The 15,712-nt window shown below is 61.8% G+C and carries 15 protein-coding genes; 6 read left to right on the top strand and 9 right to left on the bottom strand.

Translation table 11 applies throughout. The features are described from left to right. The first annotated feature begins 4 nt into the window (after positions 1–4). Positions 5–940, top strand: coding sequence for a class I SAM-dependent methyltransferase (locus JLC71_RS10035; protein ID WP_200915287.1), 936 nt, complete (start codon positions 5–7; stop codon positions 938–940). Beyond that, positions 940–2,355: an exonuclease domain-containing protein gene (locus tag JLC71_RS10030; protein WP_200915286.1), complete on the top strand. Its 1,416-nt coding sequence runs from the start codon at positions 940–942 to the stop codon at positions 2,353–2,355. The genes JLC71_RS10035 and JLC71_RS10030 overlap by 1 nt, the downstream gene beginning before the upstream one ends. Positions 2,356–2,359: 4 nt before the next feature. On the opposite strand, the gene JLC71_RS10025 is transcribed toward JLC71_RS10030, so the two are convergent. Together JLC71_RS10025 and JLC71_RS10020 are read right to left on the bottom strand one after the other, a co-directional pair. Then, positions 2,360–3,046 (bottom strand): aspartate/glutamate racemase family protein, encoded by a 687-nt coding sequence (locus tag JLC71_RS10025; protein WP_200915285.1) that lies wholly within the window; start codon positions 3,044–3,046, stop codon positions 2,360–2,362. 132 nt (positions 3,047–3,178) lie between these two features. Next, the gene (locus tag JLC71_RS10020) at positions 3,179–4,039 is read right to left on the bottom strand and encodes a PIG-L deacetylase family protein (protein ID WP_200915284.1); all 861 of its coding nucleotides are present in this window, start codon (positions 4,037–4,039) and stop codon (positions 3,179–3,181) included. 180 nt (positions 4,040–4,219) lie between these two features. Here JLC71_RS10020 and JLC71_RS10015 point away from each other — a divergent pair, with 180 nt between their 5' ends. Then, a complete protein-coding gene (locus JLC71_RS10015) occupies positions 4,220–5,269 on the top strand; it encodes a DUF475 domain-containing protein (RefSeq protein WP_200915283.1) in 1,050 nt (349 codons plus the stop codon). A gap of 53 nt (positions 5,270–5,322) precedes the next feature. Here the strand turns inward: JLC71_RS10015 and JLC71_RS10010 are convergent, their stop codons facing one another. After that, on the bottom strand, positions 5,323–6,270 hold the full coding sequence (locus JLC71_RS10010) for a TerC family protein (protein ID WP_236250857.1): 948 nt from the start codon (positions 6,268–6,270) through the stop codon (positions 5,323–5,325). A gap of 93 nt (positions 6,271–6,363) precedes the next feature. Here JLC71_RS10010 and JLC71_RS10005 point away from each other — a divergent pair, with 93 nt between their 5' ends. Both JLC71_RS10005 and trpS read left to right on the top strand, forming a co-directional pair. Beyond that, positions 6,364–7,173, top strand: a complete 810-nt coding sequence (locus JLC71_RS10005; RefSeq protein WP_200915281.1) for a TatD family hydrolase — start codon at positions 6,364–6,366, stop codon at positions 7,171–7,173. 173 nt (positions 7,174–7,346) lie between these two features. Beyond that, positions 7,347–8,366, top strand: a complete 1,020-nt coding sequence (trpS, locus tag JLC71_RS10000) for a tryptophan--tRNA ligase (protein ID WP_200915280.1) — start codon at positions 7,347–7,349, stop codon at positions 8,364–8,366. 64 nt (positions 8,367–8,430) lie between these two features. Here the strand turns inward: trpS and JLC71_RS09995 are convergent, their stop codons facing one another. The 6 genes from JLC71_RS09995 to gpmI all read right to left on the bottom strand — a co-directional run bounded on the left by JLC71_RS09995 (position 8,431) and on the right by gpmI (position 15,235). Then, entirely contained in the window at positions 8,431–9,243 is an 813-nt protein-coding gene (locus JLC71_RS09995; RefSeq protein ID WP_200915279.1) for a hypothetical protein, read from the bottom strand. Positions 9,244–9,474: 231 nt separating this feature from the next. Further along, a complete protein-coding gene (locus JLC71_RS09990) occupies positions 9,475–10,254 on the bottom strand; it encodes a HesA/MoeB/ThiF family protein (protein WP_200915278.1) in 780 nt (259 codons plus the stop codon). Between the two features lie 100 nt (positions 10,255–10,354). Beyond that, positions 10,355–10,747, bottom strand: coding sequence for a hypothetical protein (locus tag JLC71_RS09985; protein WP_200915277.1), 393 nt, complete (start codon positions 10,745–10,747; stop codon positions 10,355–10,357). 109 nt (positions 10,748–10,856) lie between these two features. Beyond that, entirely contained in the window at positions 10,857–12,326 is a 1,470-nt protein-coding gene (locus JLC71_RS09980) for a S41 family peptidase (protein WP_200915276.1), read from the bottom strand. A 34-nt stretch (positions 12,327–12,360) separates the two neighbouring features. Further along, on the bottom strand, positions 12,361–13,677 hold the full coding sequence (locus JLC71_RS09975; RefSeq protein ID WP_200915275.1) for a peptidoglycan DD-metalloendopeptidase family protein: 1,317 nt from the start codon (positions 13,675–13,677) through the stop codon (positions 12,361–12,363). A gap of 4 nt (positions 13,678–13,681) precedes the next feature. Continuing rightward, complete coding sequence (gene gpmI / locus JLC71_RS09970; protein WP_200915274.1) at positions 13,682–15,235, bottom strand: 2,3-bisphosphoglycerate-independent phosphoglycerate mutase; 1,554 nt, start codon at positions 15,233–15,235, stop codon at positions 13,682–13,684. Positions 15,236–15,415: 180 nt separating this feature from the next. Between gpmI and JLC71_RS09965 the strand changes: the two genes are divergently transcribed. Then, on the top strand, positions 15,416–15,706 hold the full coding sequence (locus JLC71_RS09965; protein ID WP_189461551.1) for an ArsR/SmtB family transcription factor: 291 nt from the start codon (positions 15,416–15,418) through the stop codon (positions 15,704–15,706). Positions 15,707–15,712: the final 6 nt, after the last annotated feature.

Below are 15,712 nucleotides of genomic sequence, written 5' to 3'. Positions count from 1 at the left end.
CCCGATGAGCGATCTTTCCAGCTACAAGAACCGTCTTGCCAAAAATGCCAAGCATTGGGGCAAATGGGCCCGTCGTCAGGGGATTCAGTGTTATCGCATTTACGACCGTGACGTACCGGAATTCCCGGTGGTGATCGACTGGTATGCCGGCAAGGTACATCTGGCCGAAGTGGCAACCGGCTGGATCCAGACCGATGAAGACCACGAGGCCTGGCTTGCCGAGGTCTGGTACGCCACTGGTGAGGCATTGGGGATTCCCGAGGACGAGATCTCGGTCAAGCTGCGCCGGCGCCAGAAGGGCGAAGCGCAGTATGAGAAAACCGGTGCCGAGGGTGATGAATTCATCGTCGAGGAAGACGGGCTCAAGTTCATCGTCAATCTGGATGCCTATCTGGATACCGGACTGTTTCTCGACCACCGCAACACCCGCAAGCGCGTGCGTGGCGAAGCGGCCGGCAAGCGCATGCTCAATCTGTTTTGCTACACCGGGGCGTTCTCGGTGCATGCCGCAGCCGGCGGTGCGAGCGAGACGGTGTCGGTTGACTTGTCGAACACGTATCTGGCCTGGGCCAAGCGCAACCTGGCCGAGAACGGCCTGGATACGCCGGCGCATACTCAGGTGCGCGCCGACGTGCTGCAATGGCTGGCCGAGGCCGATCGGTCCGGCGAAAGATTCGATCTGATCGTCTGCGATCCGCCCTCGTTCTCGAATTCGAAAAAAATGATCGGCATTCTCGATGTGCAGCGTGATCATCGCTACCTGATCGAAACCGCGCTAGACCTGCTCAACCCGGGTGGCGTGCTGTATTTCTCGACCAATTTCCGGCGCTTCAAGCTCGACGAAGCCTTGATCCCGATGTGCGAGAACCTCTCGGCGGAGTCGGTGCCCGAGGATTTCCGCAACAAGAAAATCCATCAGTGCTTCCGTTTCGTGAAGTGATGAGTTCGCGCGAAACGATGAATCCCTATTACAGCGAGCCGCTGGTCTTCGTCGATCTGGAGACCACCGGTGCGACTCCGGCCAGCGACCGGATCACCGAGGTCGGCCTGGTGCAGGTCGACGAGCACGGCACACGGCGCTGGTCCAGCCTGGTTAATCCGCAGCAGGCGATTCCGCCGTTCATCCAGCAGTTGACCGGCATCGACGATGCGATGGTTGCGACTGCGCCGACCTTCGCCGAGCTGGCCGACACCTTGCTGCCGATGCTGGAGGGGCGTGTGTTTGTCGCCCACAATGCCCGCTTCGATTACGGCTTTCTCAAAAATGAATTCAAGCGTCTGGGCATCCGCTTCTCGGCGCGGGTGCTGTGCACGGTCAAATTGTCGCGCAAGCTGTATCCGCACGAGTTCAAGCACAGCCTCGATGCGCTGGTCACCCGGCATGCGCTGGTGATCGATGGCGACCGGCACCGGGCGTTGAGCGATGCCGTATTGCTGCCGGCGTTCCTCGACGTCGCCTTGCGCGAGCATCCATTTGAAACGGTGCAGCAGGCGATCGCCGAGCTGCTGCGCAAGCCGCGGATTCCGGCCGGTCTCGACCCCGCAGTGATCGACGAGCTGCCCGAGACCAGCGGTTGCTATACGTTCTACGCCGCCGACGGTGCCGCCTTGCTGGTCGGGCGAAGCCCCAATATCCGCAAGCGCGTGCTGCAGCATTTCGCCGCCGACGCGCGTAAACCGCGCGAACTGGAGATGCTGGCGCGGCTGGCGCGAATCGACTGGCAAGAGGCAGGTGAGTTTGGCGCGCTGCTGAACGAGGCAAGGCTGATCCGGTCGCTCAAGCCAACCTACAATCCGAAGCCGAAGAAAAGCGTCGGCGTGTGTGTGCTGCGGCTGATCGGGCAGGGCGATATGCTGGTGCCGGACATCGTCGCTCTGGCCGAACTGGGCGACGTCGACCCGCACTTGGTGTTCGGGCCGTTCCGGGCTCGCCGCGATGCGCAGCGGCTACTCGAGAAGCTCGCCGACGGCACCGGTCTGTGCCGGAAGCTGCTTGGCATAGAGGGGCTCGGCCTCGAGCCGCGGACCGGCACGGCGTGCAGCGCCCAGCCGCTGGGTAAGTGTCGCGGCGCCTGCATTGGCCGCGAGTCGTCGGCGACGCACCACGCGCGGCTCTTGTCGCTGCTGGAAAAACACCGCTTCGCGCCGTGGCCGCATCAGGGGCCGGTCGGTCTGGTCGAAGGGCCCGAGTGGTCGCCGCTGATCCACGTGATCGACCGCTGGTGTTATCTCGGCACGATCCACGATCCCGCCGAGCTGGATACGCTGCAGGCCGGGGCGGATTTCGATTTCGATGCGTACAAGCTGATCCAATTCGAACTGAAGCGCCGCGCCGGCCAGGTGCTACGCTTCTGATCGCTTAGGGCGCCAGCGCCCAGTCGGCTGCGGCGTGGGCATGGATCAGCGCGGTATCGAACAGCGGCAGTGCGCAATCGTCGCCGCTCACGAGCAGGCCGATTTCGGTGCAGCCGAGCACGATCGCGCTGACGCCGCGCGTCGCCAGCCTGGCCATTTCATCGCGATACACAGCGCGGCTGGCTTCGGTGAAGATCCCCTTGCACAGCTCGTCGTAGATCACGCGGTGGATGCGGTCGCGGCCATTGCTATCGGGAACCCGCGTGGCGATGCCGTGCTCGGCCAGCCGGCCGGTGTAGAAATCCTGCTCCATGGTGTAACGGGTGCCGAACAGGCCGACCTTGTTGTGACCCCCTGCCAGAAGCTGCGCCGCGGTTGCATCGGCAATATGCAGCAGCGGCAGCACTGCCTCGACGTTGGCGGCGACCTTGTGCATGGTGTTGGCGCCGATCAGCACGATGCCGGCGCCCGCCGCCTTCAGCCGCCGCGCCGAGTCGGCGAGCAGCTCACCCGCCGCGGCCCAGTCGCCGCGCTCTTGCAGCGGCACCAGTTCGGCAAAGTCGATCGAGTCGACGACGATGCGCGCGCTGTGCACGCCGCCGAGGCGTTGGGTGATACGGCGATTGATTTCCTGGTAGTAGACGACGGTCGATTCCCAGCTCATGCCGCCGATCAGGCCGATGGTTTTCATGGCGCACCCCGGTGATTGAACCGCCCCAGCATCGCCGATTGCGCGGCGAACTGACAGGCACAGCGGCCGCGCTGTTACGGCGAAACAACAACGGCTGCCGAAGCAGCCGTTTTGCAGCGAGACGAGCCCGGCTCAGCCGAACAGTGCGCGGATGTCGTCACCTTCGGCCAGCGTGTACTTGGTCGGATTCTCGAGCAGCTTGCCGCCGTCGAACTTGCTGACCTTGTAGATCGTCCCGAACGAGAACGTCGGCGCCGCCGCGCCCTGGCCGCCACAGACTTCGGCGCCGCGGCGGACGTTGTCGGCCATCCAGCCCGGCAGGCGCAGGTGGTAGGGGTTGCGGCGCACTTCTTCGACGTGGCACGCCAGTGCGGCGATCAGGTCGGCGGTATCGGCAGTATTGGTGGCGATCAGCGCGTTTGGCGCGTCCATCTGGCGCCAGAATTCACTCTGCGCCACCGTGCAGGCATGACCGGCTTGCTTCAGCGCATCGACGACCAGATAGTGGGTGCCGATATGCGCCGAGTGGTAGTCGTTGTCGTGCGGGCACACACAGACGGCCGGCTTGTACTTCTCGATCAGCGCGGCGAGCACGTTGACCTTCTCGGCCCAGGCCACCGGGTCTTCGCTGCGGGTCTTCGGCGATACGCCCATCAGCCCGCCCGGGATGGTTTCCTGCAGTTCCCAGCCGAGCAGTTCGCAGGCATTCGACACTTCGACCCAGCGCTCCGGCTGGCGCTTGAGGTTCGAGCCCTGGGTCACCGCTACGTTGACGACACGGAAACCCGCTTCGCGGCCGAGGCGCAGCGGCAGCGCACCGATGATGCACTCGTCATCCGGGTGCGGGGCGAAGATCATCACGACTGGCGCGTCGGCTGCCGGCGCCTGGCGGGCGGGCAGATTCAGGCCGTCCAGCGAGCTGTACAGCGGGGCATCTTGTTTCTGCAACAGCGCATCGTGCGCTTGAACCAGGTCGAGATAAGCGTGACTCATGCGGGGCTCCGTTCGGGGGAAACAGCTTATTGTGCAAAGACAAAAGTATAAGCGGTTTGCCTGACGCGAACCATGCCTTGGCGGCGTGCGTTTGTGCTGGATCAGTGACCGGCGCCGCAAGCTGGCGAGTAAGCGTGAGATTCGCGGGCATAATGGAGGTTTGCGATACCGTTGGCTGCCATGCTGCGCTATTTCTATTCCTCATTCATCGTCACCGCCATTGGCCTCGCTTTGGCGTGGCTGATCGGTGGTTGGGTCGGACTCTGGGTCACCTTCAACCTGGCGCTGCTGGAAACCAGCTTGTCGTTCGACAATGCGGTGGTCAATGCGTCGATCCTGAAGCACTGGGACGAAAAATGGCGCCGGCGCTTCCTCGTCTGGGGGATGCTGATCGCCGTGTTTGGCATGCGGCTGTTGTTTCCGCTGGTGATCGTCGGCGTGATTGCGCAGGCGTCGCCGCTGCCGGGGCCGGTGTCGCTGTATGAATGGGCGATGAACGGCCATTGGCCGGCCAGCGACGTGCTCACGATGGCGATCATGCGCCCCGAACACTACGCCGCGACGCTGACGTCGGCGCATATCGAAGTCACCGCCTTTGGCGGCGCCTTTCTGATGATGGTGTTCTGGACCTTCTTCCTCAACAGCGACAAGCACGACCACTGGATCAAGCCACTCGAAGCCGGGCTGGTGCATATCGGCCGGCTCAATATGGCCGCGGCGATCCTGTCGCTGGCGGTGCTGCTGGCGTTGGCCAGCGAGCTACCCGAGCATGAAGCCTACCGCTTCCTGTCTGCCGGGCTGTGGGGCGTGGTGATCTACGCCATCGTTGAAAGCCTTGGCGCGCTGTTCGGCGATGACGGTGCCGCCGCCAAGACCGGTTGGGGTGGTTTCATCTATCTGGAGTTGCTGGACGCCTCGTTCTCGTTCGACGGCGTGCTCGGGGCTTTTGCGCTGACAAAGAACATCTTCCTGATCGCCATCGGCCTCGGTGTCGGTGCGATGTTCGTCCGCAGTTTTACATTGGCGCTGGTCGAAAAGGGCACGCTGTCGACCTTGCGCTATCTTGAACACGGTGCGTTCTGGGCCATCGGCTCGCTGGCTGCGGTGATGTTGATCGCACCCCTGGTTCATGTGCCCGAAGCGCTGGTTGGTGGCATTGCCGCGCTGCTGATCATCGCCGCCGCGCTGCATTCGTGGTGGCTGAACCGGGGTGAGGTCGACCGCAAGTAACCCCCCAAAAAAACGGCCCGATTCATCGGGCCGTTTTGCTAAGGCTGGATTGCCTAGTTTTCTGGCAGTGGCTCGCCGCGGGTCTTGTACAGCGAGTACAGCACGCCGGCAAGCAGCAGGCCGAAGGTCACCGTCAGCGACAGCACCGACGGGATCTTCACGTTCATGTAGACGAGGCCGATCTTGCAGCCGATGAACACCAGCACCACCGCCAGTGCGTATTTCAGGTAGTGGAAGCGGTGCACCATCGCCGCTAGCGCGAAGTACAGCGCGCGCAGGCCGAGGATCGCGAAGATGTTCGACGTATAGACGATGAACGGATCCTGCGTGATCGCAAAGATCGCCGGGATGCTGTCGACCGCGAACACCAGGTCGGCCGCTTCGACCATCACCAGCGCCAGGAACAGCGGCGTCGCCCACCAGCCGGCCTTGCGACCGAGCGTTTCACCGCGAACGAAGAAGTGGTTGCCCTGCAGCGTCGGCACCATGCGCAGGTGGCGCTTGAAGAACTTGAACATCCGGTTGTTCTCGATGTCCGGATCTTCGTCATTGGCGACCAGCATCTTGATGCCGGTGATGATCAGGAAGGCGCCGAATACCAGCAGAATCCAGCTGAACTGGTGTACCAGCGCAGCGCCGAGGCCGATCATCACCGCCCGCATGATGATGGCGCCGAGAATGCCCCAGAACAGCACGCGGTGTTGCAACGCACGCGGTATCGCCAGACTGGTGAATATCAGCGAGATGATGAACACGTTGTCCATCGACAGCGATTTCTCGACCAGAAAACCGGTGAAGTAGTCCATCCCGGCCTGCGGGCCCTTGAACGACCAGATCCAGACCCCGAACAACAAGCCTGCGCTGATATAGAACGCCGACAGCTTCAGGCTTTTCCTGATGCTGATTTCACTGTCTTTTTTGTTTAAAAAACCAAGGTCAAAGGCAAGCAGCGCGAGCACCACGCCGAGAAACACGCCCCAAATCCACAATTCACTGCCCATAATATCCCCAGCCGTCATGGCATCATTAGTATGTAGCTGCTGCCCTCGGCAGCATCCAGTTAGACACAGATAGTAAATGCTGCAGAGAGTTCCGTGCTGATCGATAGTCATTGCCATCTTGATGCGCCCGAATTTGATGCCGATCGCGATGCGGTCGTGGCTGCCGCATGCCGGGCCGGCGTTTCGCAGCTGGTCGTCCCGGCGGTGAGCGCGGCGACTTTCGATATGGCGCGGGCCATGCGCACGCGTTATGGCTGCGCCGTCGCCTACGGTCTGCACCCGCTGTATACCGCCGAGCATCGTGACGAGCACCTGCGCCAGCTTGGCGATTTTCTTGCGAACGAAGAGGCTGTCGCGGTTGGCGAGATCGGCCTGGATTTTTATGTGCCGGGGCTGGATACCGCTCGTCAGAACGCGGTGTTCGAGGCGCAACTGAAGCTGGCGCGCGACGTTGATCTGCCGGTGATCGTGCATATCCGCCGCAGTCAGGATCAGGTGCTCAAATATCTGCGCAAATGGAAGGTGAGGGGTGGCATTGCGCACGCTTTCAACGGCAGCCGCCAGCAGGCCGACGAATTTCTCAAACTTGGATTCAAGCTCGGTTTTGGCGGCGCGATGACCTATAGCGGCTCGCAGCGAATCCGCCGGCTTGCCGCCGAACTGCCGCTTGAGGCCATCGTGCTGGAAACCGATGCGCCCGACATGGCGCCGGCGTGGCTGGCCGGGCCGCCGCCGGGGCGCAACGCCCCCGATCAGTTGCCGCGCATTGCCGCGGTATTGGCCGAGCTGCGCGGCGTGAGCGTTGATGTCGTCATCGCGGCGACGGCGGCGAATGCGCAAGCCGTGCTCGGCCCGCTCGGGCAACTGAGGCTGGACACGATGGGTGATCACGGACAGAATTGACGCCATGTATTCAACACTCGCATTCATCCATATGGCCCCGTGCCGCTGGTGGCGCCGCGCTTAAGCGGCTGGCCACGATGTTTGCGTGAACCATGCCGCCGGACCGGGCGGCATGTGCATTTCTGCGGTACCGGTCCAGCGGCGCTAGATTATCCGAATCAGGACGCCCGCCAATGACCGCCAACGCCATCCCCCCGAACCAGATCATTCTGACCGGCGACCGCCCGACCGGGCCGCTGCATCTGGGCCACTACGTCGGCTCGCTGCAAAACCGCGTGGTTTTTCAGGATCAGCACACCCAGTTCCTGATGCTCGCCGATGCGCAGGCGCTGACCGACAATATGGGCGATCGCGACAAGGTGCGGCGCAATGTGCTCGAGGTGGCGCTGGACTACCTGGCGGTGGGTATTGATCCGGCCAAGAGCACCATCTTCATCCAGTCGCAGTTGCCCGAGCTGACGGAGCTGACTTTCTACTATCTGAACCTTGTCACCGTGGCGCGGCTGGAACGCAATCCGACGGTGAAAGAGGAAATCCGCCTGCGTCAGTTCCAGCGTGATATCCCGGCCGGTTTTCTCACCTACCCGGTGAGCCAGACCGCCGACATCACCGCCTTCAAGGCGACGCTGGTGCCGGTGGGGGCCGATCAGGCGCCGATGATCGAGCAGTCGAACGAGATCGTCCGCCGCTTTAATGCCAACGTCGGGCAGGACATTCTGGTTGAAGCGACGGCGGTGATTCCGGTGATGGGCCGTCTGCCGGGCATCGACGGCAAGGCCAAGATGAGCAAATCGCTCGGCAACGCGCTGGCGCTGTCGGCCAGTGCCGACGAAGTCAGCAAGGCCGTGAAAATGATGTACACCGACGCGAACCACCTGCGCGTGGCTGATCCGGGTCAGGTCGAAGGTAATGTGGTGTTCACCTACCTTGATGCCTTCGAGCCGGACACCGCATTGGTCGAGGACCTGAAGGCACACTACCGTCGTGGTGGTCTTGGCGATATGGTGATCAAGCGCCAGCTGGAACAACGTCTGCAAGCCTTGCTGGAGCCGATTCGCGCCCGCCGGGCCGAGTTTGCCGCCGATCCGGCCGAAGTGATGCGGATGCTGGCGCAAGGCACCGATAAGGCGCGTGCCGTGGCGGCGCAGACCTTGGCCGAAGTAAAAGCGGCACTGGGACTGAATTACTTCTAAATATCGTTTCGCCAATAAAAAAGTGAGGCATTGGGCCTCGCTTTTTTATTGCTCCGTGTGGCGTTCATGCCAATGCATGTCGAACGTCGAGCAGTGTTTGCGCCGCAATCGCACGGGTGTGCGCTATGCCTTGCTGCAATTGCTTGGCGATGCTGTCGCTTTGCTGCGCCAGTTCGGCGCGACGTTGGCGCAGCGGTGCGACAAAGGCTTCGAGGCAATGGGCCAGATGCAGTTGCAGCACGTCGTCAGCGAGGCCGCCACGGCGGAACTTGGCTTTCAGGTCATCCAGAAAGTAGATGTCCGATTCAAACGCATCAAGGTAGGCAAAGAGCGGGTGATGTTCGACAGCGAGCTTTTGCGTCGGCAACGCCATCGTCAGTACCGCTGCACGTAACTCGGCGGGGCTTGATGTGAGTCGGACTTCATGTCCCAGCGGCAGCAGCGTCCGGCGCGTTTCCGGCAGCGCCAGCGCTTCAGGAAAGAGCTCACGCCCGGCGAGGCTGTTGCAATGCCGGGCGATGCGGTTGGCTTCGCCCAGATGTGCCGATTGCGGCAGCGCGGCCAGTGCCGGGCGGATCGCGGTCATGGCCGTCGCGGTTTGGCTGGCCGGCAGCAAAGGCGCAACGCAGCGGCCGATCTCGGCGAGTTCGGGCACCTGCGAGGCGACGAAGATCGTGCATTGCTCGGCGTCGATACCGACCGCCAGATGGTCGATTACCGTGTCCAGTGGTGCACCGTCGTCCAGCATCAGGAAGGGGCGGTGGCGTTCCAGAAAGGGCAGGCGGCGATTCAGCGTGGCCAGTGTATTGCCGACCGTGATCGCGTGTTGCGCCGGATTGCCGAGCAGGATGGTGACGGGATTGCGGGGTTCGGTCATGGCGTTCGTCCTTTGTGTGGACCACCGACCAGGGAGGGAATCTAGAGATGCTAGAAACAACAATGCCGCCTGGTCGGCGGCATGTGTTCTTTCAATAGTCCTATGCCGCCAGCTAGATATACGGGCGGTACCAATAATTCTGGCGGGAAAGGGGCAGGGACTTGGAGTTCATGAGGGCCACTCTACGCGGATGACGCTGGCTTGAAATGCGGGAAAACCCGTATTCGTACATCAATGCGTCGCGCCGCAGACCGGGCAGGCCGGATCTTGGCGGTATTTCATCTCGCGCCATTGCATGCTGCGGGCATCGAATAACTGCAATCGGCCGATCAGCGTGGGCAGGCCGATCAGCAGCTTGAGCGCCTCGGCCGCCTGCGCCGCACCGATGATGCCGGTCAGCGGCGCGAAAACACCGAAAGTGGCACACGGGCCATCCGAAGCATCGCCTTCCTCTCCAAACAGGCAGTGATAGCAGGGATTGCCCGGTTCGCGCGCGTCGAAGGTCGTCAGTTGGCCGTCGAAGCGAACCGCCGCGCCCGACACCAGCGGCACGCGTGCGGCGACGCAGGCGCGGTTGACGGCATGGCGGGTGGCGAAATTGTCGCAACAGTCGAGCACGACATCGGCGTTCGCGACGAGTTCGGCCAAGCGGGCAGCATCGGCACGCTCGGATACGGCATGGACGCCGATCTGTGGATTGAGCGCGCGCATCGCTTCGGCCGCCGACTTGGCCTTGTTAACGCCGATACGCGACTCGGTATGGGCGATTTGCCGTTGCAGATTGGTCAGGTCAACTGCGTCATCATCGACGATGGTGATGCTGCCGACGCCGGCACTGGCGAGGTAAAGCAGCGCCGGTGAACCGAGCCCGCCGGCACCGATCACCAGTGCATGGCTGCTGGAGAGCGCTTGCTGACCTTCGACACCGATTTCATCAAGCAGGATGTGGCGGCTGTAGCGCAGCAAGGCGCTGTCGTCGAGTTCGGCGTTGCGGGTTGGGCAATGGCTCATGACGTTGCGGGCAAAAAATGCGGAGTGGCCAGTATAACCGCGCCCGGCTGGGCTGCCGCTTGCGCCAACGCAGCAATGCAGGCGATGTCGGCTCCGACTGTTAGAAGTAATGGCGCAGTTCTTCCGGCGTATCGTCCTGATCGCCGTGCAGGTGATGCGCCCACATGCGCACATACATTTCGCGCGTTTTGACGTTGTACTCGGGGATGCTGAGATTATCGCGTTCGACGTCGTCGGCGTAATGAGCCAGCGTTCGCCTGAGGCGTTGCAGGGCGCTTGAATCAAGCACAAAGCCGCCGGCTTGCAAATATGTTTCCAAGCCGGCCAGCGTGTAATCGGTAATCGGGTAAACGACCTTGACGCGGTGCCCGCTATTGCTGGCCTGCGCGCTCACGCTCGCAAGATGTGAGAGCGCGACCGCAGCATGCTCCGGCTGATCGGCAGGCTCGGCGCTGAAAACAATGTCGTGATGCTTGAAGATACTGTCGGGCATGGCGATCTCCTCCCACTCGATCCTACTTTAGGCGTGAGGGCCGGCAATTGCACGCGGCGGCGTGCGGGGCAAGAAAAAACCCCGCCGGTGGCGGGGTTTCTGGAGCGGCTTACTTGCCGTTCGCAGCCTTGGGTTTGGCCGCGGTATCTGCTTTGGGCTGATCCTTCTGCTGCAGCAACTGCTGCACCTTGAGCACGTTGAATGCCTGTTGCAGCTGGTAATCCTTCTTGGATACCAGTTCGCGCGGGCTGTCGGCTTCCGCTTCGCTGGCTTCAAGCTTCGGCAGCGTCGCCTTCGGCCGGATCACGGCCTTGGGCTTGGATGCATCACTCTTGCCGCCCTTGTCGCTTGGATTGTCCAGATGGTGCTCAAGATCGCTTTCGCGAATGCGCAGGCCGTTGTCTTCGCGGCCGTTGAGCGTGGCTTCTTCGATCTCGATGTCCGGCGTGATGCCCTTGGCCTGGATGGAGCGACCATTCGGCGTGTAATAGCGCGCGGTGGTGAGCTTGACCGCAGACTTGGCGTCGATCGGCAGAATGGTTTGCACCGAGCCTTTGCCGAACGATTGCGTGCCGACGACCAGCGCTCGTTTGTGATCCTGCAATGCGCCGGCGACGATTTCCGATGCCGATGCCGAGCCACCGTTCACCAGTACCACCAGCGGAACGTTCTTGATGTCCTTGGGCAGGCCGGTCAGATAGTCGCCCTTGTTGCCGGGACGCAGATAGTTTTCGCGTTCCGCGGTCAGGCGGATCTTGGCGTCGGCGCTGCGGCCTTCGGTGTAAACAACCAGCGCACCCTTGGGCAGGAAGGCGGCAGAGACGCCGACGGCGCTGTTCAGCAGGCCACCCGGATCGTTGCGCAGGTCGAGCACGATGCCCTTCAGCGGCGTCTTGTTGTCCTTGTAGAGCGTCTCGATCGCCTTGGCGAGGGTTTCGGTCGTGCGCTCCTGAAACTGGGTGACACGGATATAACCGTAGTCCGGTTCGGCCAGCTTGAACTTGACGCTCTGCACCTGAATAACTGCGCGTTTGAGCGTCAGTACCAGCGGCTTGGCTGCGCCCTTGCGCAAGATGGTCAGCGTCACGCTGCTGCCGGCCTTGCCGCGCATTTTGCTAACGGCGTCGGTGAGCGAGATCCCTTGTACTTGGGTGTCATCGATCTTGACGATGAAATCGCCGGCCTTGATGCCCGCCTTGTCGGCCGGCGAGTCCTCGATCGGCGAAACGATGCGGACCAGGCCGTCTTCCATGTTCACTTCAAGGCCGAGACCGCCGAACTCACCCTGGGTGGTTTCCTGCAGGTCCTTGAAGTCTTTGGCGTCAAGGTAGGTCGAGTGCGGGTCGAGCCCCGAGACCATGCCCTTGATTGCTTCGGAAATCAGTTTCTTGTCTTCAACCGGTTCGACGTAGTTCTGCTTGATCAGACCGAACACGGTCGAGAATGCCCGCAGCTCGTCAATCGGCAAGGGATTGGTGTTGGCATCCTTGTCGGCGACGGCGTTGAACGAGAGCGAAACGGCGACACCGAGGCTGGCACCGACGCAAAGGAGACCCAGTTTCTGCAGTTTTTGCTTCATCGTGAGGGGGCTTTTTTTATCCGGGAGAGAGGGGTTAGCCTACCCAGCTCAGCGGGTCGAGCGGGCGGCCATTCTGTCTGAGTTCAAAATATACACCGGAATCCGCCATGCCACCGGTGTTGCCACTGGTGGCGATATTGTCCCCGGCATTGACGCTGTCGCCGACGCGCTTGAGCAAGGCTTCGTTGCCGGCATAGAGGCTCATATAACCGCCGCCGTGCTCGACGATGACAAGGTTGCCAAAGCCGCGCAACCAGTCGGCAAAGACCACGCGGCCGCTGGCGACGGCGTGCACCGCTTGGCCCGGCGTGGCCTTGATCATCACGCCCTTCCAGTTGGTGCCTTCAGAGCGCTGCGCGCCGTAGCGGCCGATGATTTCACCCTTGGCCGGCAGTTTCAGCTTGCCCTTGAGCGAAGCAAACGCCTTGCCCGAAAAGCTGGCATCCGGCACGTCGTCGTTGATCTCGGCCTTGGGTTCCGGCGTTGGCTTGGGCGCTGGTTTGCCCTCGTTCTTGGCTTGCGTGGCCGCGCGGGCGTTGGCCTCGCGAACGGCCTTGGCGCGCGCGATGGCATCGGCGCGTTTCTTCGCTTGTTGTCGGGCGCGTTCGGCTTCCTGTTTCTTGATCAGCGCATTGAGGCGATCGATCAGGCCGGTGATGCGTGTTTCGTCGGCGCTGAGTTTCTGGATCTGACCGCGTTGATTGCCGATCTCGGTCGAGAGCTGTTCAACCAGCGCCTTGCGGTTGCTTTGCTCGGATTGCAGTCGCGATTTCTGTTTCTGCTTTTCCAGACTCATCGTGGCCAGCTCGGCCTGTTTGTCGCGAATCTCGCCGGCGAGCTGGTCCAGTTCGGCCAGCTGGGCTTCCAGCTGATACGCCAGGGCTTGCTGCGCAGCGACCAGGTAGCGGTAGTAGCCAAGCGTGCGGTTAACCTGGTTGGGATCCTGCTGGTTCAGCAGCAGGCGCCAGGCTTCAAGTTCGCCGCTTTTGTAGCGGGTCTTGATCAGCCGTGCCAGCCGTTGCTGGCTCTGACCGATGCGGCTGCGAATGGTGGCGATATCGCTCTCGAGCTTGGCCAGTTCGCTACTGGTCAGCGAGCGTTGAGTGCCCAGATCATTGAGAATGCGGTTGGCATCCGAGATCGCCGACTCCGAGTCCTTGAGCGCATCACTGGCTTCACGCCGGTCCGACTCGGTACCGGCCAGTTCTTTCTTGAGCGTATTGATCTGGCCGCGCAGTGCCTTGAGCTCCTGCTGCTTTTCGGTGCTTTGCTGGCGGGAAACAGGCTCGGCCGGCGCCGCAAAAGCGCCGGTCGAAAGCAGCAGGGTCAGGGTAAGCGCGCGGCGCAGCATGCGATCAGGCGAGCTCGACGAGTGAATGACCTGTCATTTCCACCGGTTGCGGCAAACCCATCAGCGCGAGCATCGTCGGGGCGATATCGCGCAAGGCACCGCTACCGCGTGGCGCCATCGTGGCCTTGCGGCCGACGTAGACGAAAGGCACGACGTCGGTGGTGTGCTGGGTGTGCGGCTGGTGCGCATCCTTGTCGTACATCAGTTCGCAGTTGCCGTGGTCGGCGGTGATCAGCACTTCGCCACCGATTTTCTGCATGGCTTCAACGCACTTGCCGACGCAGACATCGAGCGTTTCTACCGCCTTGACCGCGGCATCGAAAATGCCGGTGTGACCCACCATATCGCCATTGGCGAGGTTGCAGATGATCGCTGCGTACTGTTGCGATTCGATCGCGGCGACGATCTTGTCGGCCACTTCGAGCGCGCTCATTTCCGGCTGCAGATCGTAAGTGGCGACCTTGGGACTCGGCACCAGGATGCGATCTTCGCCCGGGAATTCGTTCTCTTCACCGCCCGAGAAAAAGTAGGTGACGTGCGGGTATTTCTCGGTTTCGGCGATACGCAGCTGTTTCAGCCCAAGCGAACCGACGTATTCGCCAAAGCTGTTCTTGACCTTCTCTTTCTCGTACGCGGCCGGGAAGGGGTAGCTTTCGGCGTAGCGTGTCGCGGTACAGAAGAGGCCGAACTGGACGACGCGGGAACGGGCAAAGCCGTCGAATGCCGCGTCGGTGAGGGCGACGGCGATCTGGCGGGCGCGGTCGGCACGGAAATTCATGAAGATGACGATATCGCCATCTTCCATTCGCGCCGGCGCGCCGATGCTGGTGGCGCCGACGAACTCGTCGTTCTCGTTGCGTGCATACGCGGCATTGAGGCCGTCGAGCGCGCTGTCGGCATGATGCAGGCCCTTGCCGTCAACGAGGAGGTTATACGCCGGTTCGACGCGTTCCCAGCGCTTGTCGCGATCCATCACCCAGTAACGACCGACGATGCCGACAATGCGTGCGACCTTGGCGTCGTCACAGACGCGCTGCAGCTTTTCCAGGTAGGACTCGGCGCTGCGCGGCGGGGTATCACGGCCATCAAGGAAGGCGTGCACATCAATCTGTTTGACGCCGGCGGCAGCGGCATCCTTGATCAGCGCGTGGATGTGCGCTTCGTGCGCATGTACGCCGCCGTCGGAAACCAGTCCCATGATGTGCAGGGTTTTGCCGGTGGTCTTGGCTTTTTCAATGGCCTCGGCGAACACCGGGGTCTGGCCCAGCGTGCCGGCGGCGACATCGACGTCGATACGGCTGATGTCTTGCAGCAGTACGCGTCCGGCGCCGATATTCAGATGGCCGACTTCGGAATTGCCGAACTGGCCGTCGGGCAAGCCGACAAACTGCTCGGAGGCATTGATCGTTGTCCACGGGTACTGCGCGAAGAGACGATCGAGGTTGGGCTTCTTGGCCGCCGCGATGGCGTTGTCCTGGATTTCTTCACGGTAACCGTAGCCATCGAGGATCAGCAGCAGGACCGGTTTGACCGATGCGGTAGCGTTCGCTTGCGTCATCTTGGTAGTACCTTTAGGCAAAACCGCGACGAAGCTGTAAGCTAACGTTGCGGTTGGGTTCCAAATATCGGTACTATTCTACCGCAATGGCTTCGTTTTGCCGTCGTCACAATTCCTGCCTTCGGCCGCGCCGATCCGCCTAGAACACAGCCTACCGCCATGCTCCATCATCCAGAATCAATGAGCGACGAGCATATCCAGCAAGCGTCGCGTGCCATGAAGGCGATGTCACATCCTCTGCGCCTGAAGATTCTCTGCGTGCTCGGCGAAAATGAAGTCAGCGTGCAAGACATCGTCGATGCGGTGGGAACAACGCAGTCGAATATTTCGCAGCATCTGGCACTGATGCGCGAAAAGGGCGTGCTGCGCACCCGCAAGGACGCCAACCGCGTGTTTTATCGCGTCGGCGACATCCGCACGCTCGAGCTGGTCGAGCTGCTGCGTGATGTGTTCTGCGGCTTCTCCAAATAAATCCGA

Origin of the sequence: Jeongeupia sp. HS-3, from assembly GCF_015140455.1 — a bacterium.
GTDB lineage: Bacteria > Pseudomonadota > Gammaproteobacteria > Burkholderiales > Chitinibacteraceae > Jeongeupia.
This window is presented reverse-complemented; position numbering and strand designations above follow the sequence as displayed.

What these genes read in the sequence shown, in the direction of transcription:
- JLC71_RS10035 (WP_200915287.1), top strand. Translation starts at nt 5, where the DNA reads ATGAGCGATCTTTCCAGCTACAAGAACCGTCTTGCCAAAAATGCCAAG.
- JLC71_RS10030 (WP_200915286.1), top strand. Translation starts at nt 940, where the DNA reads ATGAGTTCGCGCGAAACGATGAATCCCTATTACAGCGAGCCGCTGGTC.
- JLC71_RS10025 (WP_200915285.1), bottom strand. Translation starts at nt 3,046, where the DNA reads ATGAAAACCATCGGCCTGATCGGCGGCATGAGCTGGGAATCGACCGTC.
- JLC71_RS10020 (WP_200915284.1), bottom strand. Translation starts at nt 4,039, where the DNA reads ATGAGTCACGCTTATCTCGACCTGGTTCAAGCGCACGATGCGCTGTTG.
- JLC71_RS10015 (WP_200915283.1), top strand. Translation starts at nt 4,220, where the DNA reads ATGCTGCGCTATTTCTATTCCTCATTCATCGTCACCGCCATTGGCCTC.
- JLC71_RS10010 (WP_236250857.1), bottom strand. Translation starts at nt 6,270, where the DNA reads ATGGGCAGTGAATTGTGGATTTGGGGCGTGTTTCTCGGCGTGGTGCTC.
- trpS (WP_200915280.1), top strand. Translation starts at nt 7,347, where the DNA reads ATGACCGCCAACGCCATCCCCCCGAACCAGATCATTCTGACCGGCGAC.
- JLC71_RS09995 (WP_200915279.1), bottom strand. Translation starts at nt 9,243, where the DNA reads ATGACCGAACCCCGCAATCCCGTCACCATCCTGCTCGGCAATCCGGCG.
- JLC71_RS09990 (WP_200915278.1), bottom strand. Translation starts at nt 10,254, where the DNA reads ATGAGCCATTGCCCAACCCGCAACGCCGAACTCGACGACAGCGCCTTG.
- JLC71_RS09985 (WP_200915277.1), bottom strand. Translation starts at nt 10,747, where the DNA reads ATGCCCGACAGTATCTTCAAGCATCACGACATTGTTTTCAGCGCCGAG.
- JLC71_RS09980 (WP_200915276.1), bottom strand. Translation starts at nt 12,326, where the DNA reads ATGAAGCAAAAACTGCAGAAACTGGGTCTCCTTTGCGTCGGTGCCAGC.
- JLC71_RS09975 (WP_200915275.1), bottom strand. Translation starts at nt 13,677, where the DNA reads ATGCTGCGCCGCGCGCTTACCCTGACCCTGCTGCTTTCGACCGGCGCT.
- gpmI (WP_200915274.1), bottom strand. Translation starts at nt 15,235, where the DNA reads ATGACGCAAGCGAACGCTACCGCATCGGTCAAACCGGTCCTGCTGCTG.
- JLC71_RS09965 (WP_189461551.1), top strand. Translation starts at nt 15,416, where the DNA reads ATGAGCGACGAGCATATCCAGCAAGCGTCGCGTGCCATGAAGGCGATG.